The sequence below is a fragment of the Pedobacter sp. MR22-3 genome, from assembly GCF_026240075.1.
In the GTDB taxonomy this organism is placed as follows: Bacteria; Bacteroidota; Bacteroidia; order Sphingobacteriales; family Sphingobacteriaceae; genus Pedobacter.
In genome coordinates this window covers 239758-265936 of sequence record NZ_JAPIVF010000003.1, presented here as the reverse complement: position 1 = coordinate 265936, position 26179 = coordinate 239758, and the positions used below count along the sequence as shown (strand labels likewise).

23 protein-coding genes are annotated in these 26179 nt (G+C 38.0%); 10 read left to right on the top strand and 13 right to left on the bottom strand.

Going from position 1 to position 26179, the window contains the following annotated elements; all coding sequences use genetic code 11:
• Window positions 1-517 precede the first annotated feature (517 nt).
• Together OQ267_RS08115 and OQ267_RS08110 are read left to right on the top strand one after the other, a co-directional pair.
• Window positions 518-3322: a TolB family protein gene (locus tag OQ267_RS08115; RefSeq protein WP_265835498.1), complete on the top strand. Its 2805-nt coding sequence runs from the start codon at window positions 518-520 to the stop codon at window positions 3320-3322.
• 3 nt (window positions 3323-3325) lie between these two features.
• Window positions 3326-3607, top strand: a complete 282-nt coding sequence (locus tag OQ267_RS08110; RefSeq protein ID WP_088300790.1) for a hypothetical protein — start codon at window positions 3326-3328, stop codon at window positions 3605-3607.
• A gap of 134 nt (window positions 3608-3741) precedes the next feature.
• On the opposite strand, the gene OQ267_RS08105 is transcribed toward OQ267_RS08110, so the two are convergent.
• From OQ267_RS08105 to ispE, 5 genes are all read right to left on the bottom strand, one after another.
• Window positions 3742-4035: a hypothetical protein gene (locus tag OQ267_RS08105; protein WP_265835497.1), complete on the bottom strand. Its 294-nt coding sequence runs from the start codon at window positions 4033-4035 to the stop codon at window positions 3742-3744.
• 78 nt (window positions 4036-4113) lie between these two features.
• Window positions 4114-4833, bottom strand: coding sequence for a pirin family protein (locus tag OQ267_RS08100; protein WP_265835496.1), 720 nt, complete (start codon window positions 4831-4833; stop codon window positions 4114-4116).
• A 169-nt stretch (window positions 4834-5002) separates the two neighbouring features.
• A complete protein-coding gene (locus tag OQ267_RS08095) occupies window positions 5003-6172 on the bottom strand; it encodes an O-succinylhomoserine sulfhydrylase (protein WP_088300793.1) in 1170 nt (389 codons plus the stop codon).
• 89 nt (window positions 6173-6261) lie between these two features.
• Window positions 6262-6681 carry an OsmC family protein gene (locus OQ267_RS08090; protein ID WP_088300794.1) on the bottom strand — a complete coding sequence of 140 codons (420 nt, stop codon included), beginning with the start codon at window positions 6679-6681 and terminating at the stop codon, window positions 6262-6264.
• Window positions 6682-6835: 154 nt separating this feature from the next.
• Complete coding sequence (gene ispE / locus OQ267_RS08085) at window positions 6836-7639, bottom strand: 4-(cytidine 5'-diphospho)-2-C-methyl-D-erythritol kinase (RefSeq protein ID WP_265817154.1); 804 nt, start codon at window positions 7637-7639, stop codon at window positions 6836-6838.
• A gap of 194 nt (window positions 7640-7833) precedes the next feature.
• On the opposite strand from ispE, the gene OQ267_RS08080 reads away from it, so the two are divergent.
• The 6 genes from OQ267_RS08080 (at window position 7834) to OQ267_RS08055 (ending at window position 15592) form a co-directional block, all read left to right on the top strand.
• Window positions 7834-8628, top strand: a complete 795-nt coding sequence (locus OQ267_RS08080; RefSeq protein ID WP_265835495.1) for a thymidylate synthase — start codon at window positions 7834-7836, stop codon at window positions 8626-8628.
• A gap of 99 nt (window positions 8629-8727) precedes the next feature.
• Window positions 8728-9093, top strand: coding sequence for a four helix bundle protein (locus OQ267_RS08075; protein WP_265835494.1), 366 nt, complete (start codon window positions 8728-8730; stop codon window positions 9091-9093).
• 86 nt (window positions 9094-9179) lie between these two features.
• A complete protein-coding gene (locus tag OQ267_RS08070) occupies window positions 9180-9689 on the top strand; it encodes a dihydrofolate reductase (RefSeq protein WP_265835493.1) in 510 nt (169 codons plus the stop codon).
• A 429-nt stretch (window positions 9690-10118) separates the two neighbouring features.
• Window positions 10119-13100 carry a protein translocase subunit SecDF gene (secDF, locus tag OQ267_RS08065; protein ID WP_265835492.1) on the top strand — a complete coding sequence of 994 codons (2982 nt, stop codon included), beginning with the start codon at window positions 10119-10121 and terminating at the stop codon, window positions 13098-13100.
• Between the two features lie 160 nt (window positions 13101-13260).
• Entirely contained in the window at window positions 13261-14592 is a 1332-nt protein-coding gene (locus OQ267_RS08060) for an NAD(P)/FAD-dependent oxidoreductase (protein ID WP_265817150.1), read from the top strand.
• Between the two features lie 139 nt (window positions 14593-14731).
• Window positions 14732-15592 (top strand): hydroxymethylglutaryl-CoA lyase, encoded by an 861-nt coding sequence (locus OQ267_RS08055; RefSeq protein WP_265835491.1) that lies wholly within the window; start codon window positions 14732-14734, stop codon window positions 15590-15592.
• Between the two features lie 127 nt (window positions 15593-15719).
• On the opposite strand, the gene OQ267_RS08050 is transcribed toward OQ267_RS08055, so the two are convergent.
• From OQ267_RS08050 to fbaA, 3 genes are all read right to left on the bottom strand, one after another.
• Window positions 15720-16142: a GNAT family N-acetyltransferase gene (locus OQ267_RS08050; RefSeq protein ID WP_088300804.1), complete on the bottom strand. Its 423-nt coding sequence runs from the start codon at window positions 16140-16142 to the stop codon at window positions 15720-15722.
• Window positions 16142-16624, bottom strand: a complete 483-nt coding sequence (locus OQ267_RS08045; RefSeq protein ID WP_265835490.1) for a low affinity iron permease family protein — start codon at window positions 16622-16624, stop codon at window positions 16142-16144. The genes OQ267_RS08050 and OQ267_RS08045 overlap by 1 nt, the downstream gene beginning before the upstream one ends.
• Before the next feature lie 141 nt (window positions 16625-16765).
• Entirely contained in the window at window positions 16766-17845 is a 1080-nt protein-coding gene (fbaA, locus tag OQ267_RS08040; RefSeq protein WP_088300806.1) for a class II fructose-bisphosphate aldolase, read from the bottom strand.
• Between the two features lie 206 nt (window positions 17846-18051).
• Between fbaA and accD the strand changes: the two genes are divergently transcribed.
• Both accD and OQ267_RS08030 read left to right on the top strand, forming a co-directional pair.
• On the top strand, window positions 18052-18897 hold the full coding sequence (accD, locus tag OQ267_RS08035) for an acetyl-CoA carboxylase, carboxyltransferase subunit beta (protein ID WP_088300807.1): 846 nt from the start codon (window positions 18052-18054) through the stop codon (window positions 18895-18897).
• 364 nt (window positions 18898-19261) lie between these two features.
• Window positions 19262-20809, top strand: a complete 1548-nt coding sequence (locus OQ267_RS08030) for a M20/M25/M40 family metallo-hydrolase (protein ID WP_265835489.1) — start codon at window positions 19262-19264, stop codon at window positions 20807-20809.
• A gap of 290 nt (window positions 20810-21099) precedes the next feature.
• On the opposite strand, the gene OQ267_RS08025 is transcribed toward OQ267_RS08030, so the two are convergent.
• From OQ267_RS08025 to OQ267_RS08005, 5 genes are all read right to left on the bottom strand, one after another.
• Window positions 21100-22104: a cytochrome d ubiquinol oxidase subunit II gene (locus tag OQ267_RS08025; protein WP_088300809.1), complete on the bottom strand. Its 1005-nt coding sequence runs from the start codon at window positions 22102-22104 to the stop codon at window positions 21100-21102.
• A gap of 3 nt (window positions 22105-22107) precedes the next feature.
• A complete protein-coding gene (locus OQ267_RS08020; RefSeq protein ID WP_265835488.1) occupies window positions 22108-23439 on the bottom strand; it encodes a cytochrome ubiquinol oxidase subunit I in 1332 nt (443 codons plus the stop codon).
• Window positions 23440-23602: 163 nt separating this feature from the next.
• The gene (locus OQ267_RS08015) at window positions 23603-24499 is read right to left on the bottom strand and encodes an MBL fold metallo-hydrolase (protein ID WP_265835487.1); all 897 of its coding nucleotides are present in this window, start codon (window positions 24497-24499) and stop codon (window positions 23603-23605) included.
• 73 nt (window positions 24500-24572) lie between these two features.
• Window positions 24573-24776, bottom strand: a complete 204-nt coding sequence (locus OQ267_RS08010) for a hypothetical protein (protein WP_088300812.1) — start codon at window positions 24774-24776, stop codon at window positions 24573-24575.
• A 194-nt stretch (window positions 24777-24970) separates the two neighbouring features.
• Window positions 24971-26119 carry a cysteine desulfurase family protein gene (locus OQ267_RS08005; protein WP_088300813.1) on the bottom strand — a complete coding sequence of 383 codons (1149 nt, stop codon included), beginning with the start codon at window positions 26117-26119 and terminating at the stop codon, window positions 24971-24973.
• Window positions 26120-26179 lie beyond the last annotated feature (60 nt).

The following is a 26179-nucleotide window of genomic DNA, read 5'->3' as shown; positions in this document are numbered from 1 at the left end:
TATTATTTCTCTACAAGACCAGAAAATTCTCAAAACATAGCAATCACAGGTTGATCTTTTTTAAAAAATTTTCGACTTAAGAAGAAGTTGCCAGGTAATTATTATCTGTTCCAACTATTCAGATATCCTTATGCCAGGTTATAAATTTCCAATTGTCATCACCATTGTTTCGATGTTGAGCTGTTGCAATTTAAACTAAATCTGTGCATAAATGTGAGAACATTTAACATGGCTATTGCCATCATTATTTTAGAAACAGCGAAAAATTTTTGCTTGAAATCGATTAATAAGTGTAATTTAAAGCGCTGATTTTAATTCCTTAAAAAAACGTAAACCGAAGCATTCTAACATACAAAATAGATTTCAATATTAGTTATCAAGACATTAAAAACTAATTTAAATAAAAAACATAAACAATTGATTATCAAATTTTAAAACATCAATTATTAAATCAAAAAAACATACTTTAACCACAATTTAAATTTTAAAAAACTAACAATTTTAGCATATCCAGTAAATGAAGTTAAATAAACGAAACATAAAACTAATTATCAGTTACTTAACATCAATTTCATTAAGTATTATTTCACATCCTGTTTTCGGACAGATATTCAGCACTGCACAGAACCCACTTAGTGTACATTGGAACTACATTGAGTCTGGCGGTTTTAAAATCATCTACCCAAAGGAACTTGAAAATGATGCCCAGCGAATGGCAAGGACGTTACCTTTCATTTACCCAAAAGTTGGACTCGGGTTAAGGCAGCAGCAGACCTCTATCCCACTCCTGCTTCAAAACCAGGGAACCATTGCCAATGGCTTTGTTCAGCTCGGTCCAAAGAAATCGGAATTCTATGCTACACCACCTCAATATTTTGATAGCCAGGATTGGCTGAATAACCTGGCGGTTCATGAACTTCGTCACGTTGCACAGTTTGACAAATTGACAGGAAATAAAAATCATCCTTTTCCTGAACTGGTTTACTTTGCTTACTTCGGGGCTGGCATACCTATCTGGTTTTTTGAAGGTGATGCGGTGGTAAATGAAACCGCATTAACGGAATCAGGCCGGGGCAGACAGCCCAACTGGATCATGCCTTACCGGGCATCAATTTTAGAAGGAAAAAAATTCTCTTACAGCAAAGCCTATTTTGGTTCCAATAAAGACCTCACTCCCGGATATTATCAAACCGGGTATCTGATGGTAGCAGACATGAAGGAAAAATTTGGTCAGTTCATTTCTGACAGCTTACTTTCAGATATCAGAAGGCGCCCAATAAGGCTCTATCCTTTCTCAAAAAGTTTAAAAAAATATACCGGTAAAAACACGAAAAAATACTTTGAGGATACTCAGGAAAAACTAGAGAAAAAATGGACCAATCAGCAAGAGTTTTTATCAACAGAAAATTATGTATCACTTAATCAAAAAACATCACTGGCTACCCATTATTTTCTTCCTGCAAGATTAAATAAAAAACAGATTTTAGCACTTAAAGAAAGTAAGCAGGAAGCAAGACATTTTGTGCTCATTAATCAAGATCAGTCTGAACAAAAATTATTTGGAATAGGCTATCAGGAACAACCCTGGTTTAGCTTAAAAAACAACATTCTGGTATGGGATGAAATCCGATACGACCCAAGATATAAACAGAGAAGTTATAGTGTGATTTGCACCTACAATTTGATGACCGGAGAGTTTAAAAAACTGAGCAGTCAAAGTCGCCTCTTCTCTCCCACCCTTTCTGATGACGGAAAGAAAATCATAGCCGTAAAAGTGGAACTGAATAATCAATTCAATCTGGTTGAAATTGATGCCCGTTCAGGAAAGATTTTAAAATCAATTCCGAACCCGGATAACGAAATTCTGCAGACACCTTGCTTTGACCAAACCGGAAATCAGATTGCTTACATCAGTGTTACTGAAAAAGGGAAAAGCCTTTGGGTAGTAGATGGCGAAAAAAAGAGATCACTCATTTTAAACAGCAGACAGCAGTTGAGCAGACCAGTTTTTATTGATCATAAAATTGCCTTCAATGCACACTTTAATGGCATTGATAATATTTACACAATAGACACTTCTACTAAAAAAATTAATGCGTTAAGCGCATCTAAATATGGTGCTTTTAATCCAACAGAAAGTGGAGACGGAAAAATTATTTTCAATGATTATAAAGTAAATGGATATGAAATTGCAGAACAAATGCTTACTGAAAAACCCGTTGGGGAAAATACATTTGTAGATTTCTCCGGTGAAGCCGAAAAACAGGAAAACGTTGGCAATGTATTTACCCATATTCCCGATACCACCTTCCAATCCAAACACTACCGGCAAGGCTTAAATCTTTTCAGTTTCCACAGTGTGATTCCGGTTATTGATAACGAATATATTTTTGGCTTAGAATTACAATCAAATAATTTATTAAACACGATGGACTTCTATACAGGTGCAAAATACCACCGGGATTTAAAGCGTTTTGAATATACAGCAGATATTAGCTATAAGGCACTTTATCCTGTATTTAGTATTCTCTACCGCAATCGGCCAAAAAGAACGTTCTATCGATCTAAAAACACTATTCAGCAAGGCGATTGGAGAGAGAATTATATTAAGCTTAATGCCTCGGTTCCTTTATCATTTAATGCACGAAATCAAAACTATTCTTTCACGCTCAATGCAGCCACCAGCTTTACGCAACGTTATCTACCGGAAAATATGCCTTCCAATTTTATAACAGCATTAAAATTTCCAATGGAATATAACTTTACCTTCAATCATAGTGTGCGAACTACCGAAAGAGACATCGCCCCAAAGTGGGCACAAATTTTAAGGGCAACATACAATCATCAACCTTTTGATAAAAATCTTGGCGGAGAAATTGTGGCACTTGAAAGTTTCTTCTATTTTCCTGGCTTTGCAAAAAACCATTCCTTCCTCGCTAGTTTTAATTACCAGAAAGCAACTGGCGTAAATCAGTATGCAACAGAAATTGCAACAGTTTACGGCTACAATAACATCCTGGCAAAAAGTAAACTGCAGAACAGTATGCTTTTTAACTACCGTTTTCCTTTTGCCTTTCCAGATTGGGAATTGGGTCCACTGGCATACATCAGAAATTTCAGGGCAGGTATATTTTCCCATTATGAAAATATAGGGAAAGACACAAATATTGGCGAACCAAAAACTTATGGCATAGAATTGAATAGTAGTTTAAACATTTTGAGGTATCAACCTGTTGTTGATGTTGGAGCGAGATTGGTTTTTGTTAATAAGATTTACCATCAAAATCCGATATTAGAGTTTTCATTTAATTATAGCTTTTAACCCATGAGCGGAAAAACCATATTCATTATCATCCTGACAGCACTACTTACTGCATTTTTATTTTTAAACAGCGATGAAGTAGCATTTAATTTTATTGTGGTGGATGGTATCTTCGTCTCCAAATTACTGGTGATAGGCGTTTGTGTCATCATCGGTTTTATCATTGGCTTTATTGTTGGCCGACCTAAAAAAACCGTGAGCAGTTACGACAATGAAATTGAAAGGAATCAACCGGTTTCAACTAAAAAGGAATTGAGTGATGAAGATAGAGATTATATCTCTTAATATATTTGGATTATATTGGTTTTTCGAAAAGTTCAGTCTGGATTGCAGTTAATCTTCGGCCGGGCTTTTCGCTGAATCTTTGTGCTGAACAGAATTTCTAACATCTGAAGTTTACTATTGATCCATGGCCTCAGTTAAAGGGCCGACATGATTTCACCATACAACAGCCCACTGCCGCCACCATAATGCTGAATGATTTTGACATCAGGTTTAATCGCCTCTAATTCTGATCTTAAAGCCTGTTCACATTCCTGATTGATGCCATTACCAAGTAATACCAGATCAATAGCTTCCTTTTTAAAAACTAAAATGGCTTCTTCATCCGTACAAACACAAATCCCTTTCCATTCTGGTCGAGCGTTCAAAAGGCGGTTCATTACAATGGTAATTTCAGGATCTCTGCCGATATAAAGTATGGTCGTTTGCATATTTTTCAAGTTAAAAGCTATATGTTAAAAGTTGCAGGCTTAGCCTATCGACCTGCAACTCTCAACTGATCACTTAAATTATAATTCCATCGGAACATCCATTAACAATACTTCTGCATCCGCAGAAATTGCTTTGAAGTTGATTCCGTCAGTATCCCAAATACCAATAGCATCTCTTCTGCTTAATGTTTGCCCGTTAATGGTTACTTCCCCACTAATGACGAAAGCATAAACACCATTCCCCCCTTTTTTGATTTTATATTCTGTTTCAAAGCCTTCATCAAATTTACCTAATGAAAACCAGGCATCCTGATGAATCCAGACATTATCATCTTCACTATTCGGAGATAAAATCTGCTGGAAGTTGTTTTGACGTGCAGTAACATCTAAAGCCCTTTGATCATAACGTGGTGTTACATTTTTCTTATTCGGAAATAACCAGATCTGTAATAAATTCAACTGCACATCAGGCAAAGCATTAAATTCACTATGACTCACCCCTGTACCGGCACTCATCACCTGAATTTCACCTGCTTTGATTTCTGCGGTATTACCCATACTATCCTGATGTGCAATAGCGCCTGCTAATGGAATGGTAATGATCTCCATGTTATCATGTGGATGTGCGCCGAAACCCATTCCACCGTCAATTAAGTCATCATTTAAAACTCTTAAAACGCCAAAGTGCATTCTTTCAGGATTGTAATAGTTCGCAAAGCTAAATGAGTGGTGAGCGTCTAACCATCCATGATTGGCATGGCCCCTGGTGTTTTCTTTGTACAAAATAAACTGTGACATAAATTTCCTTTCTTGTTTATGATACAAATTTACTTTAGGTTTAGCCGCTGTACATTGATGTAGGGTAAGAAAGTCTTCAGTCTGAAGCCTGGAGTCTTTTTAAAATTCAATAACAAAAAAAGCGGCATAAAAATGAATTTCATACCGCTTTGATTATTTTAATTCACTATTAGGCTTTCAATGCCTGTTCAATATCAGCTAAAATATCATTGATGTGCTCCAAACCTATTGACAAGCGAATAGATCCCTGCTCAATACCAACGATATTCCGTTCTTCTTCAGTCAATTTGCTATGCGTACTGGTTGCAGGATGCGTGGCAATAGACCGTGTATCTGCAAGGTTTGCAGAGATGGAAAACATTTTCAGGCCATCCATAAACTTACGGGCACCTTCTACACCGCCTTCAACAACAATCGTTACGATACCTCCACCCTGTTTCATTTGCTTTTTAGCAATTTCATATTGTGGGTGAGAGGGTAAAAAGGGGTATTTAACCAGTTTGATTTTGGGATGCTTTTCTAAATATTCAGCAACTTTTAAAGCACTTTCACAATGGCGATCCATCCGCACAGCCAGGGTTTCTAAACTTTTAGACAAAATCCAGGCATTAAATGGAGATAAAGCCGGACCACTGTGGCGGGCGAACCCTATAACCTCTGCAATCAGTTCCTTATTACCTAAGATGATACCACCCAATACGCGTCCTTGTCCATCAATGTACTTTGTAGCCGAATGGATAGAAATGTGTGCACCTAACGCAATTGGCTGTTGCAAATAAGGCGTAGCAAAACAATTATCGACTACTAAAAGTTGATGGTGTTTTTTGGCTAAATTGCCCAGGAAAGCCAGATCAATAATATCAATACCTGGATTAGACGGTGTTTCAACGAAAATCATTTTGGTGTTCGGCTTAATCAAAGCCTCCCAGTCTTCTGGCTTATCTAAATCGGCGTAATCAAAGGTTACCCCCCATTTAGAAAAAACATTGGTTAACAACTGGTGGGTAGATCCAAAAACAGAACGACTGGAGACAATATGATCGCCGGCTTTTAAGAAAGCACCAAATGTGGTGAAAATAGCCGCCATGCCCGTTGCCGTAGCAAAACCATCTTCTGCACCTTCCAGCAGACACATTTTTTCTATAAATTCTGAGGTATTAGGATTGGAATAACGACTGTAAACATTCCCTTCTTTTTCATTGGCGAATAACGCCCGCATTTCTTCAGCATCGTCAAACTTATAACTGGAGGTAAGATAAATTGGCGCAGAATGCTCCTTATGTAAACTTCGTTCGGTTTGCGTGCGGATAGCTATGGTTTCAAAATTTTCGGATTTCATTTTATGCTGAGATATGAGTATTGAGATGTGGGCTGCTAGATTTGAGATAGGACATTTACTCCGTAAACCCTATACCTTAAACCTCCATCCTACACCTTATTTATTTTATAAGTAAAATTAATTTTTGCTGAGCGGCCTAAAATATTTGATACGGAACAATATTTATCGAAAGTCATGGCCAGGGCGCGTTCTACTTTTGTTGTACTTAAATCGCCATATAAGTCGAAGTGAATATCGATCTGATCAAAAATCGGTGGCATCTCTTCATCTTTTCTGGTGGCGTTGATGGCAATTTTAATATCATCCAGAGGCTCTTTTTGTTTCGTTAACACATTTACCATATCAATGCCGCTGCATCCTCCAAGCCCCACTAAAAGCATTTCCATTGGCCTGAAACCTTTACCCTCACCACCAATGGCAGTCTTTGCGTCCAATTCTACAGTGAAACCGCTTTCATTTTCTGCCTCAAAATTAAATTTACCGCTTTTGCGGATGAGATTTATGTTCATATTAATAGTATCGAGATGTCAGATTTGAGATATTAGATATGAGACATTTCAAACGCCTTATACCATCTATCTTCCAACCTTCTACCTTAATTTAAATTTATTATTTAATACCCTAATGTTTTGCTATTCGAACACCATGCGCCATGCGCTCAGCTTAAATACCATAAAATACTAAGTTGTTTTTTTCCAGTTCCTGCAGTTTAACAGGTTTGTTAAAAATGGCAAAAACCGACGAGCCGCTGCCACTCATTAAAGCGAATGTTGCGCCTGCATCGTATAAACTGGTTTTTATTTGATGAATTTGGGGATACCTCGCGAATACCGATGGTTCGAAATCGTTGATAACCTTATCTTTCCATGTTGTTGGCGACAAATGTATGATTTCTTTTAAAGATTGCAAAGGCTTTTGAGGTTTTACCAGAGCATAAGCATCAGCGGTGCTAACATGTATAGGCGGCTTTACCAGAACTTTAAACCAGCCTGATAAGTCAACTTCGCATTTTTCAAATTCATCTCCCTTGTTAAAAGCGTAGACAGGTTTATTTTCTATAAAAAAAGCGCAATCAGCACCTAACCTGCGGGCATAATCTTCCATTTGATTCACAGATAAACCCAAATTAAACTTTTCGTTGATCAGTTTAATGACGAAGGCGCAATCTGCTGATCCACCGCCTAAACCAGCACCCACCGGGATGTTTTTCAGGAGGTTAATCTGCTGCGCAGGAATATTATAGTCATTCTTAATCAATTGGTACGCGCTAGAACACAGGTTATCATTCGCCTCTCCGGGAATATCTATACCATAAATTTTGCATGATGTTTCTGCAGCATCTACAATTTCTACAGCGTCTTTAATATCAACCGGATAAAAAACAGTTTCGAGATTATGATAACCATCGGCCCGTTTCTCGGTGATATTTAAACCTAAGTTAATTTTTGCGTTTGGAAAGGATAACATTCGGATTTGAGATTTGAGATTTGGGATTTGAGATTTTCCCTCAAAGCCAAATAAGTTCTGATGCAAACATACAAAAGTCAGGCATGTTTAAAAACCTGTTATTGTAGAAAACTAAAAGATTTCGGGATTAAGATTTTTCACATATTTGTACCTGATAATTTATTCACGATTAAAATCCCCTCAGGGTTTGGAATATGAAACAATATTTAGATTTAATGCAGCATGTGCTGGATAACGGTGCTCAAAAGCATGATCGTACAGGAACTGGAACCATCAGTGTTTTTGGTTATCAGATGCGTTTTAACCTGCAGGAGGGTTTTCCGATGGTTACCACAAAAAAGCTGCACTTAAAATCGATTATCCATGAATTGATCTGGTTTTTAACGGGAGATACCAATATTAAATATTTAAAAGATAATGGTGTTCGCATCTGGGATGAATGGGCAGATGCAGATGGAAACCTGGGGCCGGTTTACGGTTCGCAATGGAGAAGCTGGCCAACGCCTGATGGACAACACATTGATCAGATCACCAATATCATCAATACCATTAAAAACAATCCTGATTCACGCAGGATTATTGTGTCGGCCTGGAATGTAGCGGAGATTGAAAATATGGCCCTTCCGCCTTGCCATGCCTTCTTTCAATTTTACGTAGCTGACGGGAAGTTAAGTTGTCAGTTATACCAACGCAGTGCTGATATCTTTCTTGGCGTTCCTTTTAATATTGCATCGTATGCTTTATTAACCATGATGGTGGCACAGGTTTGCGGCTTACAGGCGGGCGATTTCGTGCATACCCTAGGTGATGCACATTTATACAATAATCATATTGAACAAGCTAATCTTCAATTGAGCAGAGCACCAAAGCCGTTACCTAGGATGAAAATTAATCCTGACGTAAAAAGTATCTTCGACTTTAAATTTGAGGATTTTACATTGGAAAATTACGAAGCACATCCGCATATTAAAGGAATTGTGGCGGTGTAACATTTGTTCACTGGTCATTAGCCATTGGTTCATTTGTTTGGATGCAGATTGAATGCTATTAAAAAATCATCCCTTTAATTTACTTAATCAAGAGAAATCATGAATTATAAATTAGAGGATTTAGAAGTATATAATTTGTCTGAGGTAATTTCAGATAAAATCTGGGATATTGTGATGAATTGGGAATACTTTGCTAAAGATACCATAGGGAAGCAATTATGCAAGGCAGCCGATTCTATAAGCGCTAATATAGCAGAAGGATATGGCCGATACCATTTTAAAGAAAATAAAAACTTTTGTTACTATAGCCGGGGGTCAATTTTAGAAGTAAAATCATTCCTTCGGAAATCAAAAAGCAGAAATTTGATATCTGAAGATTGTTATTCGGAACTATATACAGAACTACAAACCATTCATTTAAAGCTTAATGCTTACATTAAATACATTGGCAAAAATCTGACCTAATTCTTAATAATTCATAAATGTATTTCTAATGTGGCCTATTAAACTGTGCTTAAAGCACTATACAGCTACTAATAAACAAATGACTAATGACTAATGAACAGAAAAGCCCTTCGCTTTCCATCGCTGTTGCCATAGGCGAAAACCTCGCAATTGGCAAAAACAACCAACTCTTATGGCACATGCCGGCAGATTTAAAGTTTTTTAAACAAACAACATCCGGACATACCATAGTAATGGGCCGCAAAACATTCGATTCTGTTGGTAAACCGTTACCTAACCGCAGAAACATTGTGATTACCAGAGATGCGTTGCTAAAAATTGATGGTGCCGAAGTAGTTAACAGCTTAGACGAAGCCCTAAAAATTACCCAAAATGAAGAAAAGCCGGTTTTCATCGTAGGTGGTGCTGAAATTTATCGCCAGGCTTTACCGAAAACAGATACGCTTTATTTAACCACGATTCATCATACTTTCGATGCAGACACTTTTTTCCCTGAAATTAACCGAAGCGAATGGGAAGTGGTAAGCAGAGAGCCCCATCAGGCGGATGAAAAAAACAAATACGATTATACTTTCGAGGTTTTAAAAAGGAAATAGTTTTATCAGCTACAGAGATTTTCACAGAAGATGCTGAGCATTTAATGAGGTAAGAAAAATTTCTCTCCTGAAAAGTTGGAAATAGTTGTGCCTGGCAATGATGATGTTGTTTTCCACTTAGCCGGAAACAGAAATACTTTCCCAGCCAAGCTAAACCCGACATCAGCGGCAGCCCCGGTTTTTTCTACCGGGCTACAGCGTTTGGCGGGGCCGAACCCAAAACAAATGCTGCTGTTCTTGCTTTCCAAACGATTCAGCGGGAATAATTGAACATTAAAATGGATTCAACGTAACGATTGCATCCGTATTACTCCCTCTTAAAAATTAATCTTAATAAATTATCAATTAAGGGGTTCTATAAATTAAAAATTTAATTAGATTTGCCGACTTGTTAAAAAACAGCGAAAGACAAATTATTTTAAACAAACAATGCAAGGAAAAGGTTTTATTAAGTTTATAGCGATAGTTTTAGCTATCGTTTGTGCGTATGCGCTCTCTTTTACTTTGGTAGCATCCAATGTAGAAAAAGCCGCCAAAGACTATGCGAAGGGTGATCTGGCTAAAGAAAAAGCTTATTTAGATTCAATGAGCACCGAAAAAGTTTATCCCGTTGTTGGATTTACTTATGGTGAAGTTAAAGCTAAAGAGATTAATTTAGGTTTAGATTTAAAAGGTGGTATGAACGTAACGATGGAGATATCGTTAGCTGAATTGGTTAAATCATTAGCGGGCAACCCTACTGATGCTAACTTTAACAAAGCCGTTCAAAATGCACAAATTCAATTAAACGCCGGTGGTAAAGATTACATCAAAATTTTTGTTGATGAATTCGAAAAATTAAGCCCGGGTGTTAAACTTGCAGATTATTTTTCTAACCAAGATAATGCCTCTCAGTTAAAACCTAGCGCAAGCAATAACGAAGTTGAATCTTTCCTTGAAAAGGAAGCAACCAGCGCTATTGACCGCTCATTTACCGTTTTACGTTCACGTATTGATGGTTTTGGTGTGGTGAGTCCGAACATGCAAAAACAAGAAGGCAGCAATCGTATCTTAATCGAGATGCCAGGTGTTCAGGATAAAGAACGTATCGCTAAGCTTTTACAAGGATCTGCTGAATTGCAATTCTGGCAGGTATATCAGGTACAGGAAGTTGTTCCTTTGCTTGAAAACATTAACAAAACATTGGCTGTAACATTAAAGGCTGATGCTCCGGCAAAAGCTAAAGATACTACAGCTGCTCCTGCAGGGGGTAAATTAGCTGGTTTAGAAAAAGCTGCTGCTAAAGATACCACAGCCAAAGGTGGAAAACTTGCCGGTTTAGGTAAAAAAGATTCAACTGCTGCAAAAGCAGAACTGGCCAAATCAAACCCATTATATGCAGTGCTTAGCCTTCCTGTTTATCAGGGAGAAAACGGACAACAACAATTAATGCCTGGTGCTGTTGTTGGGATGTCTCTTCAAAAAGATACGGCTAAAGTTAATTCATATTTAAGAATACCTGAGGTTGCTGCTGCTATTCCTTCTACCATGAAGTTTATGTGGAGCGTTAAACCTAGAGAAGGCTCAAAAGTTTTCGAACTTTATGCTATCAAAGCGGTTAGCGCGGATGGTAAACCTGATTTAGGTGGTGAAGCCATCAGTGATTCGAAAGATGATTTCGATCAAAAAGGTAAACCAGAAGTAACCATGTACATGACCAGCGAAGGTGCTGCGAAATGGAAAAAAATTACGGCTGAAGCTGCTGCTGATCCAAATAATAAAAAATCTATTGCCATTGTATTAGATAACCAGGTTTATTCTGCCCCTACCGTTCAAAATGAAATTGCAGGTGGTGTTTCTTCCATTACAGGTAACTTTACACAAGCAGATACTAAAGATTTATCAAATATCTTAAAAGCAGGTAAATTACCAGCTCCGGCACGTATTGCAGGTAGCTACGTAGTAGGTCCTACTTTGGGTGCACAAGCTATTCACGATGGTTTAATCTCTTTCGTGATTGCCTTTATTGTGATCTTAATCTTCATGGCGTTATATTATCACCGTGCAGGTTGGGTAGCTAACTTTGCGTTGTTAATCAACTTATTCTTTATCATCGGTATCCTGGTATCACTTGGTGCAGTGTTAACCTTACCTGGTATCGCCGGTATCGTACTCACCATTGGTTTGTCAGTAGATGCAAACATCCTGATTTTCGAACGGGTACGTGAAGAACTAGCTTTAGGCAAAAATATTCCTACTGCAATTAAAGAAGGTTTCAAACATGCTATGCCGTCTATCTTGGATGCGAACATTACCGTATTCATTTTGGGTGCCATTCTTTATGCATTCGGTAGCGGACCTGTTCAGGGTTTCGCCACAACATTGTGTATTGGTATTCTTTCTTCGTTATTTGCCGCTGTTGCGATTTCAAGAGTGGTATTTGAGTCGATGTTGGATCGTAAAATTGAAATCAGCTTCGATAATAACTTCACCCGTAATGCATTCAAAAATCTGGCTTTTAATTTCGTAGGTCGCCGTAAAATATATTATGTAATCTCTACCATCATCATTGTGGCTGGTATTGGCATGTATTTCAAAAATGGTGGTTTAAACCTTGGTGTAGACTTTAAAGGTGGCAGAACTTATTTAGTTCACTTTGATAATGCAGTAAATACAGAAGACTTAAAATCAAAATTAACGCCTGTTTTTGGAAATGAAACACCAGAGGTTAAAACTGCTGGTGAAGATAACCAAGTAAAAATCACTACTACTTTCCACATTGAAGATCAGGATATCAAAACTGATAAAGTGGTTGAAGATGCTTTAAATAAAGGTTTAGCTGGATCTAAGTATGAGGTGGTAAGCTCACAAAAGGTAACACCTATTATTGCCAGTGATATTGTAAATGGCGCATTTTATGCCGTATTGATCTCTTGTATCTTCATGTTTATCTACATCGTAGTGCGATTCAAAAAATGGCAGTATGGTTTAGGTGCTGTACTTGCATTGGCGCATGATGTTTTAATGGTATTATCTTTCTACACGATTCTAGATGGTGTGATGCCATTCTCATTAGAAATCGGCCAGGATTTTATTGCAGCCATTTTAACCGTAATGGGTTATACCATGACAGAAACTGTTGTTGTATTTGATCGTATCCGCGAGAAACTAAAAGAATCTGGTAAAGAGGATTTACATGGTGAAGAACGTAATCAATTAATTAATTTCGCATTAAACAGTACATTAAGTCGTACCATTTTGACTTCATTAACGGTATTCTTTGTGTTATTGGTGATCTTTATTTTTGGCGGTGATAGCATCCGTGGATTTATCTTCGCCTTATTGATTGGCCGTATCATTGGTACTTATTCATCATTATGTATCTCTACTCCTATCGTAATTGACTTGGGTAGTTCTGCAGAAAAAAAATAAGATTTTAAGATCTTGAATATACGAGCGCTCCGATAATCGGAGCGCTTTTTTTTTGTATCATCTTCTCAATATCATATTCATTGATATCCCTGTCAAAACTTCAATACTTAAACCTTTTGGGTCTCTTTTTGTTAGATTAGCAAACAAAAAAGCATAGAGAATGGATTTACAACTTCCTAAAAGTGAATACCCGAGAGTAGTAATTATTGGTGGTGGATTTGGCGGAATTGAGCTGGCTAAACGACTGAAAAACAAACCTTTTCAAGTGGTGATGTTGGATAAACATAATTACCACACCTTTCAGCCATTGCTTTATCAGGTAGCTACCGGCGGACTTGAAGCTGAGTCTATTGCTTTTCCACTCCGAAAAATATTTAAAGGACAGAAAAACCTGATTTTCAGGGTAGCAAAAGTTACCGAAATAAATGCCGTAAAAAATTGCCTTAAAACCGATATCGGTGAAATCAGTTACGATTATCTGGTTTTGGCTACCGGATCTACCAGTAATTTTTTTGGCAACACCGAAATTGAACAAAATTCGATGCCAATGAAATCCATTCCAGAGGCACTGGATTTAAGAAGTTTAATTTTGCAGAATTTTGAAAAGTCGTTGATAGAAACTGATTTTGATAAGAAAAGTGCACTACTTAACTTTGTTGTAGTAGGTGGTGGACCAACAGGCGTGGAGACTTCCGGTGCAATTGCAGAGCTTAAAAAACATGTTATCCCAAATGATTATCCTGAAATGGATTTGAATCAGGTAAACATTTATCTGATTGAAAATTCACCCGAACTATTAGGGCCTATGTCGCCTCAGGCCCAGGCTAAATCAAAAGAGTTTTTAACTGAAATGGGTGTGCGGGTGATGAATGAAACCAGGGTATTGGGCTATGATGGATTTACGCTTACTTTACAGGATAAAGCCCCAGTTTTAAGCTCTACCGTAATCTGGAGCGCAGGCGTTAAAGGTCAGCTGATTCCAGGCCTTGATCTGGCAGAAGTTGTTAGAGGAGGCAGATTAAAAACGGATGCGCAAAACCTGATTGTAGGCTATCAAAATATCTATGCTATCGGCGATGTAGCCTCCATTATTGATGAGGAAACGCCAAACGGACATCCGGGCGTTGCACCGGTTGCCATTCAACAAGGTCATCATTTAGCAAAAAACCTGGTTAATATCATTGAAAACAAACCCCTAGAAAAATTTAAGTATTTTGATAAGGGTTCAATGGCTACTGTAGGTAGAAACAAAGCTGTTGTAGACATAGGAAAAATTCGTTTTCAGGGCGTTTTTGCATGGTTCACCTGGATGTTTGTCCACCTGATGACCCTTGTAGGCTTTAGAAATAAAATTATTGTTTTTGTGAATTGGTTATGGAGTTATTTTAGTTACGATAGAGGAACCCGGTTAATCATCAGAACTTTTGCTAAAGACAGAAGTGTGGATTATAGAACAGAAAATACTCAGGTGAAAGATGAAGTTAGTCATTAGTCATTAGTCATTAGTCATTAGTCATTAGTCATTAGTCATTAGTCATTAGTGAAAACTTTTATTACCAGAAACGGTTTGATTTACTTCTTTCCTTTGCGATAAACTTTATGCACTTTGCGGTTAAATAATCTGTAAAACCATGAGCCTAAAAAATATTAAATTAGTGGAATGTCCGCGTGATGCGATGCAGGGTTTGCATCATTTCGTTCCAACCGAACTGAAATCAGCATATTTAAACCTACTGCTTCAGGTTGGGTTTGACACATTAGATTTTGGTAGTTTTGTTTCGCCCAAAGCCATTCCGCAAATGGCAGATACGCAGCAGGTATTAGAAAACTTAGACTTATCGCTTACTTCAACCAAACTCCTGGCTATTGTGGCCAATTTAAGGGGGGTAGAAAGTGCTGTACAACATCAAGCAATTGATTATCTGGGTTTTCCTTTTTCTATCTCGGAAACCTTTCAACAGCGAAATACCAATTCAAGTATTGAGCAATCACTAAGCACCGTTGAAGATATGCTGGCTTTATGTGCCAAAAATAATAAAAAAGCAGTTGTATATCTATCAATGGGTTTTGGAAACCCTTATGGTGATGAATGGAACGATGAAATTGTAGAAAAATGGGCAGATGTTTTAGTGGATAAAGGTGTAGGAATTATTTCCTTAGCGGATACAGTTGGCATTTCAACTCCCGAAAAGATAAATCATATCTTACCGAAGTTAATTTCCAGGTTTAGCAATATAGAAATTGGTATTCACCTACATTCCACTCCTGCTGAAAGGTTTGAAAAAATTGAAGCAGCCTATCATTCGGGCGTGAAAAGAATTGATTCAGCATTGAAAGGCTTCGGTGGCTGCCCAATGGCTGCTGATGACCTTACAGGTAACATAGCTACAGAAGATGTAATTGCCTATTTAAATGACAAAGGAGAAAATTTGAATCTAAATATGGATAAGTGGAATGAGGCGATGGTTTTATCCGGAAAAATATTTGGGTAGTTTTCAGCTTCACGTCATTGCGAGGCACGAAGCAATCCTACAACTGTGGATGGGGAAATAAATTTATATGATAGCGATCGCATTAAGATTGCTTCGTGCCTCGCAAAGACGATTTATCTTTCTAATCTTAAACCTTCTTCACCATTTTAAAATGCTGGATTCCAGCCTCCTCAAATTGCTCTCCCTCGGCCACGAAACCAAATTTCGCATATAAACTCATGGCATCTAACTGTGAGTTCAGGTAAATATAATGGGCATCTTCCGGTAAATCAGATAAGGCTTCGGCAATTAATGCACGTCCTACCCCCTGTCCTCTAAAATCTTTCAGTACTGCAAAACGCTCTAATTTATATCCCGCATCAGTTTTTCTCCAGCGACAGGCACCACAAGGCTGACCATTATGTGTGGCTAGAAAATGTATTGATTCCTCTTCATATTCCCATTCCAATTCCGGCGGGCAATTCTGCTCATCTACGAATACAATTTTACGTATCGCAAATACTTTATCCAATTCCTCAGGATGGATAACTTTCTGAACCTGCAAACTCATTATTTCTGGTGTTTAAAATGTTTATTCTTTTCTAACTTCAACTCATTTAATGCTTCAGCCACATCAATAGAGTGCGAACAGTGAATATCGGCCTCTTTTTTGGCAAGTGCAGCAATTGTAACGTAAAATTTATGCAGTTGATCAAGCTCTTTTTCACTTAAATCTTCAATATCTACCATCCGGTTGCTGGCACCCTGTTGGGCAGCTATCAGTTCATTTAATTTTAACTGGATCGCCTTCCCATCTTTGTTCTGCGCTTTCTGAATCAGAAATACCATTAAAAAAGTGATGATGGTTGTTCCGGTATTAATCACCAGCTGCCAGGTTTCAGAATAATGAAAAACCGGACCTGTCACCGCCCATAAAATTACAATGGCTGTTGCTGCGATAAAAGCAACCGAGCTGCCTGTAAATTTCGTTGCGGCATTGGCAAACTGCTCAAAAAAGTTATTCTCCTTTTTATCGTTTTTAGATTTTTTCATCAGATAATGTTTGCTTAAAAGTAACTATAAAAACAAACAAAAGCGCCATCAGTTTTTAAACCAATGGCGCTTTTGTTTAATTATTGAATGAATGATTCTTAAATGACTGAATAGGTATTTAATATTAAAAATCCAATTTGTTTACAACTTATCATTTGCATTAATGCAATTCAAATCTTCAAATGCAGCAGTTAAACGCTTAACGAATGTTTCCTCACCTTTACGTAACCAAACACGTGGATCGTAATATTTTTTATTTGGTTTATCATCACCATCAGGATTACCAATCTGACCTTGAAGAAAAGCTTCATTCTTTTTGTAATATTCTAAAATACCCTCCCAGAAAGCCCATTGCATATCGGTATCGATATTCATTTTAATGGCACCATAAGAAATGGCTTCTCTGATTTCTTCCTGAGAAGAACCAGAGCCACCGTGAAACACAAAGTTAATTGGTTTCTCAGCAGATAAACTGAATTTCTCTTTAACGAAATCCTGAGAGTTTTTCAAAATAACCGGCTGTAATTTTACGTTACCTGGTTTGTACACACCATGAACGTTACCAAAAGCTGCAGCTACTGTAAAACGTGGTGATACTTTGCTTAATTCTTCATAAGCATAAGCCACTTCACTTGGCTGAGTATATAATTTTGAACTATCTACATCACTGTTATCCACACCGTCTTCTTCACCACCGGTAACTCCTAATTCAATTTCAATCGTCATGTTCATTTTAGACATGCGCGCTAAATATTTTGCAGAAATTTCCATGTTTTCTTCGATAGATTCTTCAGAAAGATCCAACATATGTGAAGAAAATAAAGGTTTACCTGTTTCAGCGAAGAATTTTTCACCGTGATCTAAAAGGCCGTCAATCCAAGGCAACAATTTTTTAGCGGCATGGTCAGTATGTAAAACCACGGCAACACCATAATGTTCTGCCAATAAATGTACATGCTTAGCTGCAGATACTGCACCTAAAATACATGCCTGTAATTTCTCATTATCTAAAGATTTACCTGCGTAAAATTGCGCACCACCATTAGACAGTTGAATCATAACAGGCGAATTTACTGCCTTAGCAGTTTCCAATACCGCGTTAACCGTATTTGTACCGGTTACATTTACCGCTGGTAAAGCAAACTGATGTTTTTTAGCCTGCTCAAACAATTCTTGAACGGCATCTCCGTAAATTACGCCTTTGTAGCCTTTTAAACTCATCTCTTGTTAATTTTATTAAGTCCGAAGTTATAAAAAAAAATAACATTACAAGCTTTTGTAACAACAGAATTATTTGCCTTACAATAGAATAAGGGCTATTTAGTGTATAAAACACATTATCCTTAGTGTAGAAAACACACTAAATAGAAATACTTGAGTTAAAATAATTTTTCGTTTCTTTGCAGTCCAATTCTTTAAAAAATTATATGGCCTGGTTTAAGAGAGAAAATAAAGGTATTATTACCACAACAGAAGAGAAGAAAGAGGCACCGGATGGTGTGTGGAATAAGTGTCCGAACTGTAAAAAACCGCTACATCAAACAGAATTGCAGGAAAACAAATATGTTTGCCACTACTGCAATTACCATTTGAGGGTAGGTTCAAAAGAATATTTCGAAGTATTGTTCGACAATAATGAGTTTAAAGAACTTTTTGCCAACTTAACTTCTGGCGATCCTTTGAATTTCAATGATAATAAACCTTATACGGATAGAATCGTAGAAAGCCAGGCAAAAACCGGACTTAAAGATGCCATTCGTGCAGGTGTGGGCAAAATTGAAGGTCAGGAATTAGTAATTGCCTGCATGGACTTTGCTTTCATTGGCGGATCGATGGGCTCGGTAGTGGGCGAAAAAATTGCTCGTTCAATTGATTATTCGATCAAACATAAGGTTCCCTTCCTGATGATTTCAAAGTCTGGTGGTGCCCGAATGATGGAAGCTGCATTTTCATTGATGCAGATGGCCAAAACATCCGCAAAACTGGCCTTGTTAAGCCAGGCAAAAATTCCATACATTTCTTTATTGACAGACCCAACTACTGGTGGCGTAACAGCCTCATATGCCATGCTTGGCGATATCAATATTGCAGAACCAGGTGCTTTAATCGGCTTTGCCGGCCCAAGGGTAATCAAAGAAACTATTAAAAAGGATTTACCAAAAGGCTTTCAAACTTCAGAATTTGTGCTCGAACATGGTTTCCTTGATTTTATTGTAGACAGAAGGGCGATGAAGGCTAAATTAGGCGCTTTTATCAAGATGATGAATAATTAAATTGGTTCAATAGTCATTGGTTTATTAGTGTAAATCGCCTGATAAATAAATGCCAAAATGACCATAACTATAATAAGAAAAGCAGGGCTTGAATAAATCGGTGAATTCAGTCCTGCTTTTTGTTTCAAGTCCTCGCTGCGCTGCGGGCTTTCCACTTCAATCAGGTTTATCTTGCAGTGGTTCAGTAATACTTAGGATCGGCAGTTTCCTTTCCATAGCCTAAAAAACATCCTGCCGTTTAGGCAATTCCAATTAAAAAGGAATTACTTCCGGGCGGCGAAAGCTACAATCTGCAACATTTCCATTAACATCTGTTTCCACAGCCCTTATTCATTAAATTAGCGGATCATTAACTAATCCTATTATGAATAAAAAACTACTCTTACCTACTTTACTCCTGTTTACCTCTTCTTTTGCTTTTGCGCAAGACAAAAAAGTGATCGATAAGATTGTAAAAGAGGTAAATGAAAACTCACAATTAGAAAAACTCGCTCATGAACTTTTAGATGTTGTTGGACCACGTTTAGTCGGGTCTCCACAAATGAAGCAAGCCAACGACTGGGCAGTAAAAAAATATAGCGACTGGGGCATCTCTGCGAAGAACGAAAAATGGGGTGAATGGGCTGGCTGGGAACGCGGCATTACGCATATTGATATGGTAAGCCCAAGGTTGAGAACACTGGAAGGAACGCAATTGGCCTGGAGTCCTTCAACAAATGGACAAGCGATTAATGCTGAAGCAATTATTCTTCCTGCGATTACCGATTCGGTGGCCTTCCAGAAATGGCTGCCAAGCGTTAAAGGTAAAATTGTGTTAATTTCGATGAACCAACTTTCAGGCAGGCCTGAAAAAAATTGGGAAGAATTTGCCACTAAAGACTTGTTTGATAAGTTTAAAAAAGAAAAAACCGATGCATTGAAATCCTGGACGGCCAGTATGGCAAAAACAGGTTACAATGCCAAAACACTTCCTGTAGCTTTGGAAAATGCTGGTGCAGTGGCTGTGATCATCAATAACTGGTCGCAGGGTTTTGGTGTAGATAAGATCTTTGGTGCCAATACTACAAAAGTGCCTACTTTAGATTTATCTGTGGAAGATTACGGATTGGTTTATCGTTTGGCTTTAAACGGTAATAAACCAATGCTTAAAATAGAATCCGAATCGAAAAAATTAGGTACTGTACCAACCTTTAATACGATTGCTGAAATCAAAGGAAAGCAGAAACCAAAAGAATATGTGATGTTATCTGCACATTTTGATTCCTGGGATGGGGCAAGCGGCGCAACAGATAATGGCTCTGGAACCATCATGATGATGGAAGCTATGCGTATTCTGAAAAAGTTTTATCCTAACCCAAAACGCACGATTTTAGTTGGACATTGGGGAAGTGAAGAACAAGGATTAAATGGTTCCAGGGCTTTTGTTGAAGATCATCCGGAAATTGTTAACAATCTCCAGGCTTTATTTAACCAGGATAACGGAACAGGCAGGGTAGTCAATATTGGCGGCCAGGGATTTGCCAAATCCAAAGATTACATCACCCGTTGGCTAAATGCAGTACCGGATACCATTAAAAATCAGATCAAAACCAGTTTCCCTGGCATGCCTGGTGCGGGCGGATCAGACTTTGCCTCTTTCGTGGCGGCAGGTGCTTTGGGTTATTCATTAAGTTCTACCAGTTGGGATTACGGAACCTATACCTGGCACACCAATCGTGATAGCTACGATAAGTTAGTTTTCGATGAAATTCGAAGCAATGTCATTTTAGCAGCAATTATGGTTTACATGGCTTGTGAAGATGCTGAAAAGACATCAACAGAAAAAGCGACAGATTTACCGGTGAATGAACGTACCGGAAAACCTGCCACTTGGCCGGAACAAAGAAAAGCAACCAGAAAAGGTGGATTGTAGATCATGACTAAACCTAAATAAGAAATGAGCATCTGTTTCCAGATGCTCATTTCTTTATGCATCAGATTTTAGATTTAATGTATTATTTATCATAAACAAACATCTTGAACCTATTTTTTTAATTTGTCTTGTTAGAAGACTATTTCTTGTTTCCCAACGAGGTTAAGAGGTGTCGTCATTGCGAACTGTAGGGTTGGGTCAAGCGATGGCGTGAAGCAATCTATCTAAAAAGAATATATACTTAAAAGATTGCTTTGTCGTACCTCCTCGCAATGACGAATTTCGGATGGTTATTCCTCTTTCTTTTTAAATTTATAGAACAAATACCCTAAAAAAGGCAAGATCAAAATACTACCCAATAGCAAAGCCAAACCTAAACTATAAATGGTTTTCTGCGGACCTATCGTCTCAAAGAGCGAAATCGCATCTCCGTTCTTTAATCGGATAAAATTAGGAAAGTGCGCATAACTGATGGCTACCAGAATCATGGTTACCTGAAAACCTGCCAGAACACGTAAAATCTGTGTTTTACCTTTAATTAAAAGGTACCACAATAAAACCAAAGATAAACTGGCCAGAATAATTGCCGTTAAACCAACCGGATTTTTAAAAACCCAATCCATTAGCGGAATTTTATCCAGCTGTGCTGCTATAAAAACCATTGCTCCAAATATAACTGCAGCAATGTTCATGTATTCGGCCTTCTGAATAAAACGACGCTGATCGTGTACGTCTTCCGTTTCACCAATGAGGTAGATGGCGGCCAGAAATCCACACAAAGCCACTGTAAAAAGACCAACAGAAACCGAAAACCAGTTTAGCCAGCTCCAGATATAGGCTGAAAGAAAATCATTTGCTTCGGTATCAATATGTCCGGATATGACACTGCCCGCAATGATGCCCAAAAACAAGGGAGTTATAAAACTGGAATACCTGAAAATTCGATTGTAAAGCCATTGCATATCATCTTTTATGGCATCATAATGCCTGAAAACGAAAGCTGTTCCACGGGCAATAATGCCAATAAGCATAATGAGTAAAGGAATATGCAGGTAAACCGACATCGTGGTGTAGATGTGCGGAAAGCCAACAAACAAAATCACAATGGCTATAATCAGCCACATGTGATTGGCTTCCCAAACCGGACCAATGGCTTGATACATGGTTTTTCGGGTTCTGCTTCTGTTTTTTGTAGAAGTAAACAACTCAATAATTCCCGCGCCAAAATCCGCTCCTCCAAGTAAAAAGTATAACAGTATGCCCAAACATAAAAAGGTAATTACAACATATTCCATAATTTAATGATTAGGGGTTTCGGATACAGGATTGTTGTATAACACCGGAACCATTTTAATCTGCCGGTAAAGCAGAAAGGTTACAATAACACTCAGAGATAAATAAATCGCTGAAAAGATGTAAAATGAATAAGCAATTCCCGGCATTGGTGTTACGGCATCTTTGGTACGCATAATGCCATAAATAATCCAGGGTTGACGCCCCACTTCTGTCACTACCCAGCCGGCTTCCAGCGCTACATAACCTAAAGGAATAGCAAGCACAAACAATTTAAGCAACCAGCGCTTCTCTAAAAGTGCTTTCTTTCTAATGAGATGAATAAAATATACAAGTGAAATTAAGGCCAGCAAGGTTCCTATTCCAACCATGATTTGAAAAGCATAATGCGTAATAGCGACTGGTGGTTGCTGATCTTTAGGTATTTGATCAAGGCCCTTTACTTCGGCCTTAAAATCACCGTGAGCCAGGAAACTCAAAGCACCTGGGATTTTAATCGCACCCTTTACAGTTTGGTCTTTTTCATTTACAATCCCCCCTATTAATAATGGAGCAGGCTTTTCGGTTTTATATAGCGCTTCCATGGCAGCAAGCTTTGCCGGTTGCCGTTTAGCTACATCTTTAGCAGAAATATCACCACTTAAGGGCTGTAACAATGCACCGATGCACGCAAACACTGCAGCAATCTTAAACGCCTGCAAATGAAAGTGCTTATTTTGATTTCTTAAAATCATCAAAGCATGAACACCTGCTACAGCAAAACCAGTAGCCGTAAATGCAGCCAGACACATATGCAAAGCCTGTGAAAACCAGGCCTTATTAAACATGGCCTGAATAGGATCAACATGGAGGTATTGACCATTTACAAAATCAAAGCCCGCCGGACTATTCATCCAGGAATTGGCCGCCACGACCAGAATTCCGGATGCCAATCCACTCACGCCTACCACCATCCCGGTAAACCAGTGAAACCATTTATTTAATTTGTCCCACCCATACAGAAAAAACCCTAAGGCTATGGCTTCGATAAAAAAAGCGGTTCCTTCCAGTGAAAAGGGCATCCCAAAAATCGGACCTGCATGTTCCATAAATTTTGGCCATAATAAGCCCAGTTCAAAAGATAACATCGTGCCAGACACTGCACCGGTAGCAAAAAAAATGGCAACACCTTTACTCCAGGCCTTCGTAAGATTTTTATAAACCTCATCATTTGTTTTTAACCATTTATAGTGCGATACAGCCATAAAAAATGGCATGACCATACCAATGCAGGAAAAAATAATGTGGAAGCCTAATGATAAGGCCATTTGGGAGCGGGCAGCTAAGAAATCATCCATATCTGATATCCGATTGGTGTATCGCAAATATAAAAGATATGGATTGAGTTGGTGTTAATTTAGATATGCTGTTCAGATTTATTTTAAATATAGAACGTTTATAAATTGAAAATAGATTTGGACAGGTATTGTAAATTCATGAAAGGATAATCAGCGGTCAAAGTTAAGCTCCTTTTAATTCTTCATATGCAGCTGTCAAACTTCTTTGAATTCCCTCTCCCTGCCATTCCGGTGCATTTGGAATTGCCGTGGCTTTTAAAATTTCTTCTTTTGATTTGCCTGCCCTGATTTCTGCACTTACAAAGGTGAGCAGCTGTTGAAGGTAATTCTGAAAAGATTTCACATCCGCTTTGTTGCCAGTTACCTTTTCAGGATCTCGGCTATGTCCGAATATAAATAATGTATCCTGGTCAAACTGTTGGTAAATTTTATCTAAAGCGGTCATCCAATTTCCGATATGCGCACCATTTTCACGATCGATGTACGGATATTTCCTATTAGAAACCAAATCTCCAACGTGAACGATATTGGCATTTTCAAAATGATAGATGGCATCGCCATTGGTATGCCCTGAGCCATAATAATAAGCACTGATTTTTTCAGCACCAACTGGTGCTTTCCATCCTGTACCAAAGGTGGTATCCGGCAACAATTGCTGATCTAAATTATTCGCCTTCTCCGCTGCGCTCTTTTGATTAACCAGGGAATTCTGGTGCGCCACAACTTTTTCTGCCAGGCCTTTAAAAGCAATGTTCCCTGCGGTGTGATCGCCATGATGGTGCGTATTAAGAAGGTATTTAAATGGTCTTTCGCCTATTTTTTTTAATTCTGCAATCACATGCGGCGCCGAAGCTGGAAACTGCGCATCAACGACTACAAATCCGCTTGAAGAATTTAACCAGCCGATTGTTCCACCCTGTTCCGTAAAAATCCCTACATTATTTCTAATTGTTTTAAAGTTGTAGCCTAATACCGGAGATTGTGCAAACACATCTGTTTTGTAAACTGAAAGCAAAGCCATGGCCAATGCAGAATTTTTGATAAAATTTCTTCTTTCCATTTTAAGTCATATTTAAAAAGCCACAACATTTTTGCTGTGGCTTAAATTTAATAATTCTTTCAGAAATTAGAGCTTAAATCCCTGAACCTGGAGTGGTTCCCGGCTCGTGGCCCGGACCAAATGAATTGTTTTTGCGCCCTTTATCTTTATCAAATAAGTTTGTTGCTACTTTAGATGATTTGTTATCATCCAGATTTCTATTTTCTTTAACATCTTCGGCTGTCTTATCCAGCAATTCATTCTCAATAACTTTGCCTTTTTCTTTATTCGTTTCCATAGTGATTTTAAATTGATGTATTATAGGAACACATGAGAAATAATATTGTTTTAACAGCAATCTTTGCAATCTGTGACTTACAGGGACAGGGATTAATTTATTAAAGCTGGTGAGTTAACAACTAATGGCAAGAAATGATTAAACAAAAAAGTCCCGGATTACTCCGGGACAGTTCCTATTTGGTTAATGATATTTTAGGCTAAAGCATTCTGCTTTACTACCATTTTTACTTTCTCTATCACATAGTCCAGTTCTTCTTTTGTAGTATATTTACTGAAAGAAAAACGTACAGACGGACGATTGGGATCGGCTTTAATAGCGTTTAGTACATGTGAACCAATGTTAGAACCTGATGAACAGGCACTGCCACCGGAAGCGCAAATGCCGTTAATATCTAAATTAAACAGCAGCATATCTCCCATATCCATTTCAGGAAAAGAAACATTCAGTACTGTATACAGACTTTTATCCGCATCAGTTTCTCCATTAAAACCAATACCTGGAATTTCTGCAATTAATTGCGATTTCAGATAATCTTTTAAACCTTGAATATGACTTTGGTGCGCTTCCATTTCAGCATAGGCCATTTCCAAAGCCTTTGCCAAACCTACTATACCATACACATTTTCAGTTCCTCCACGCATGTTACGTTCTTGTGCGCCACCATAAATCATTGGTGGAATTTTAATGCTGCTATTCACATACAAGAAACCCACACCTTTTGGTCCGTGGAGTTTATGTGCGGCACATACAATAAAATGTGCTTTCAGTTCACGCACATTATGAACGTAATGCCCCATGGTTTGAACGGTATCGGCATGGTAAATGGCATTATATTTTTCGCAGATATCACCCACTTTGACCATATCTGTAAGGGTACCCAATTCATTATTGGCATGCATGAGGGAAACAAAAGTGCGTCCGTTATTTTCCAATAATTCTTCTAAATGCGCGTAATCAATATTGCCTTTTTCATCTATATTTACAAAACTCAGCTTATCAATCTCGCCATTTTTCAGCATGATATTTAAAGTATGTTCTACCGCATGGTGTTCAATTTTAGAGGTAATGGCATGCTTAATTCCATACGCAAAAATACCGCAACGAATGGCTGTATTATCTGCTTCTGTTCCACCTGAAGTAAAAAATATTTCAGAAGGTGATGCACCCAAAAGGTTAGCGACAGTTTTCCGGGCCTTTTCCACCAAAGTTCTTACCTCACGTCCCAGCGCATGAATGGCTGATGGATTACCATAGTAGTTTTCCATCACATTACTCATTTCGGCAATTACTTGTTTATCTAATGGTGTGGTAGCCGCGTTATCTAAATAAATCCTTTTCATATTGTGATTGTCACCTTTTAAATGATTTCATCTATAGAGATGAAATCACGAATTAATGTT

Bases quoted from the DNA above. Each gene is read 5' to 3' on its own strand.
- OQ267_RS08115 (WP_265835498.1), top strand. From the start codon at position 518: ATGAAGTTAAATAAACGAAACATAAAACTAATTATCAGTTACTTAACA.
- OQ267_RS08110 (WP_088300790.1), top strand. From the start codon at position 3,326: ATGAGCGGAAAAACCATATTCATTATCATCCTGACAGCACTACTTACT.
- OQ267_RS08105 (WP_265835497.1), bottom strand. From the start codon at position 4,035: ATGCAAACGACCATACTTTATATCGGCAGAGATCCTGAAATTACCATT.
- OQ267_RS08100 (WP_265835496.1), bottom strand. From the start codon at position 4,833: ATGTCACAGTTTATTTTGTACAAAGAAAACACCAGGGGCCATGCCAAT.
- OQ267_RS08095 (WP_088300793.1), bottom strand. From the start codon at position 6,172: ATGAAATCCGAAAATTTTGAAACCATAGCTATCCGCACGCAAACCGAA.
- OQ267_RS08090 (WP_088300794.1), bottom strand. From the start codon at position 6,681: ATGAACATAAATCTCATCCGCAAAAGCGGTAAATTTAATTTTGAGGCA.
- ispE (WP_265817154.1), bottom strand. From the start codon at position 7,639: ATGTTATCCTTTCCAAACGCAAAAATTAACTTAGGTTTAAATATCACC.
- OQ267_RS08080 (WP_265835495.1), top strand. From the start codon at position 7,834: ATGAAACAATATTTAGATTTAATGCAGCATGTGCTGGATAACGGTGCT.
- OQ267_RS08075 (WP_265835494.1), top strand. From the start codon at position 8,728: ATGAATTATAAATTAGAGGATTTAGAAGTATATAATTTGTCTGAGGTA.
- OQ267_RS08070 (WP_265835493.1), top strand. From the start codon at position 9,180: ATGACTAATGAACAGAAAAGCCCTTCGCTTTCCATCGCTGTTGCCATA.
- secDF (WP_265835492.1), top strand. From the start codon at position 10,119: ATGCAAGGAAAAGGTTTTATTAAGTTTATAGCGATAGTTTTAGCTATC.
- OQ267_RS08060 (WP_265817150.1), top strand. From the start codon at position 13,261: ATGGATTTACAACTTCCTAAAAGTGAATACCCGAGAGTAGTAATTATT.
- OQ267_RS08055 (WP_265835491.1), top strand. From the start codon at position 14,732: ATGAGCCTAAAAAATATTAAATTAGTGGAATGTCCGCGTGATGCGATG.
- OQ267_RS08050 (WP_088300804.1), bottom strand. From the start codon at position 16,142: ATGAGTTTGCAGGTTCAGAAAGTTATCCATCCTGAGGAATTGGATAAA.
- OQ267_RS08045 (WP_265835490.1), bottom strand. From the start codon at position 16,624: ATGAAAAAATCTAAAAACGATAAAAAGGAGAATAACTTTTTTGAGCAG.
- fbaA (WP_088300806.1), bottom strand. From the start codon at position 17,845: ATGAGTTTAAAAGGCTACAAAGGCGTAATTTACGGAGATGCCGTTCAA.
- accD (WP_088300807.1), top strand. From the start codon at position 18,052: ATGGCCTGGTTTAAGAGAGAAAATAAAGGTATTATTACCACAACAGAA.
- OQ267_RS08030 (WP_265835489.1), top strand. From the start codon at position 19,262: ATGAATAAAAAACTACTCTTACCTACTTTACTCCTGTTTACCTCTTCT.
- OQ267_RS08025 (WP_088300809.1), bottom strand. From the start codon at position 22,104: ATGGAATATGTTGTAATTACCTTTTTATGTTTGGGCATACTGTTATAC.
- OQ267_RS08020 (WP_265835488.1), bottom strand. From the start codon at position 23,439: ATGGATGATTTCTTAGCTGCCCGCTCCCAAATGGCCTTATCATTAGGC.
- OQ267_RS08015 (WP_265835487.1), bottom strand. From the start codon at position 24,499: ATGGAAAGAAGAAATTTTATCAAAAATTCTGCATTGGCCATGGCTTTG.
- OQ267_RS08010 (WP_088300812.1), bottom strand. From the start codon at position 24,776: ATGGAAACGAATAAAGAAAAAGGCAAAGTTATTGAGAATGAATTGCTG.
- OQ267_RS08005 (WP_088300813.1), bottom strand. From the start codon at position 26,119: ATGAAAAGGATTTATTTAGATAACGCGGCTACCACACCATTAGATAAA.